Origin of the sequence: Sporosarcina contaminans (assembly GCF_042679045.1) — a bacterium.
Classification (GTDB): Bacteria; Bacillota; Bacilli; order Bacillales_A; family Planococcaceae; genus Sporosarcina; species Sporosarcina contaminans.
The window spans coordinates 1-1,134 of the sequence record NZ_JBHTLT010000025.1; the positions used below are offsets into that span (position 1 = coordinate 1).

Consider the following 1,134-nt stretch of genomic DNA (forward strand, 5'->3'; position numbering starts at 1 on the left):
CACGACTAACCATAAACCAATCATTGGTGGAGTTGATGACGGTATATGGCGCCGTGTTAAAATCATTCCCTTTAATTTAAGTCTGAAACCACATCAGCGTGATAAAAAACTTGAAGAAAAATTATCACTCGAAATGCCCGGGATCCTCAATTGGCTTGTGGAGGGGTGTCTGAAATGGCAGCAGTCGGGGTTGAAAGAGCCAAAAGTAGTTACCGATGCAACAGGAAACTATAAAGACGATATGGATATTCTTGCTCCATTCCTTTGGGAAGTCTGTTATATCGACGATCCGAAAAACGAATCTATCCAAATCGAAGCGAAAGAGCTTTATAACATTTACAACAATTGGTGTTTTAAAGCAGGAGAACGTGCTTTAGGTAATCGATCGTTTTATCGGATGCTCGAAACAAAAGGCTTCGGAAAAACTAAAGGGACCGGAAATAAGACGTTTTTAACAGGAATTACCATAAAAGAACGTNGTGTTAAAAATTCCCAACACTAATATTATCAAGGGTTCAAGTTAGTTATTTTTAAAAATAGTTATTTTAGTTATTGGTTCTGGTGTTCATTTAAAAAATAAAAACAATAAATAATATATAAGGGTATTAGTACTCGCTAATGGTCCCGGACCGATAACTATAATAACTTTCAGGGCTTGAACCCTTGCGGCTGTAAGGTTAAAAGTGTTTTTTCTTTAATAACTTTCGATAACTTTTGAGTAACTTTCGGATTTTCAGTAACTGTAGGAGGGTTAGACATGATAGAAAAATTTGTTGAAGAAAATATTGAGCGTGATATCAAAAGTTTTGAATTGAGAGATGTCATATACGAGAGATATTTAAAATACTGTAAATTCCATGGATTAGAGCCACTGACAAGAACAAGATTTGGAAAACAGTTGGACAATCTTAATTTAGGTGTGAAGCACGCAAGATTTAGAAATTACATTCGTGAAGTGGGTAGGCAAGGCGTGAGGTTGTTGCCATGCAAGTATTAAAAATTCTATCTCTCATATGGAAATCCGGCGCAGAAATTTACCGGGATGAATCAGATGGACGATTGGCAATAAATAATGCGAAGAAAATTCCGGCAGGAGTTTTAAAAGCTGCTGAACCTATTTTTAATGACATCGAT

2 protein-coding genes are annotated in these 1,134 nt (G+C 36.2%); both read left to right on the plus strand.

The annotated features are described in order from the left end of the window. Positions 1 to 502, plus strand: a 502-nt coding sequence (locus ACFQ38_RS05250) for a phage/plasmid primase, P4 family (protein ID WP_381479956.1), incomplete at its 5' end; no start/stop codon positions are given. Between the two features lie 255 nt (positions 503 to 757). Continuing rightward, complete coding sequence (locus ACFQ38_RS05255; RefSeq protein ID WP_381479957.1) at positions 758 to 997, plus strand: primase-like DNA-binding domain-containing protein; 240 nt, start codon at positions 758 to 760, stop codon at positions 995 to 997. Positions 998 to 1,134 lie beyond the last annotated feature (137 nt).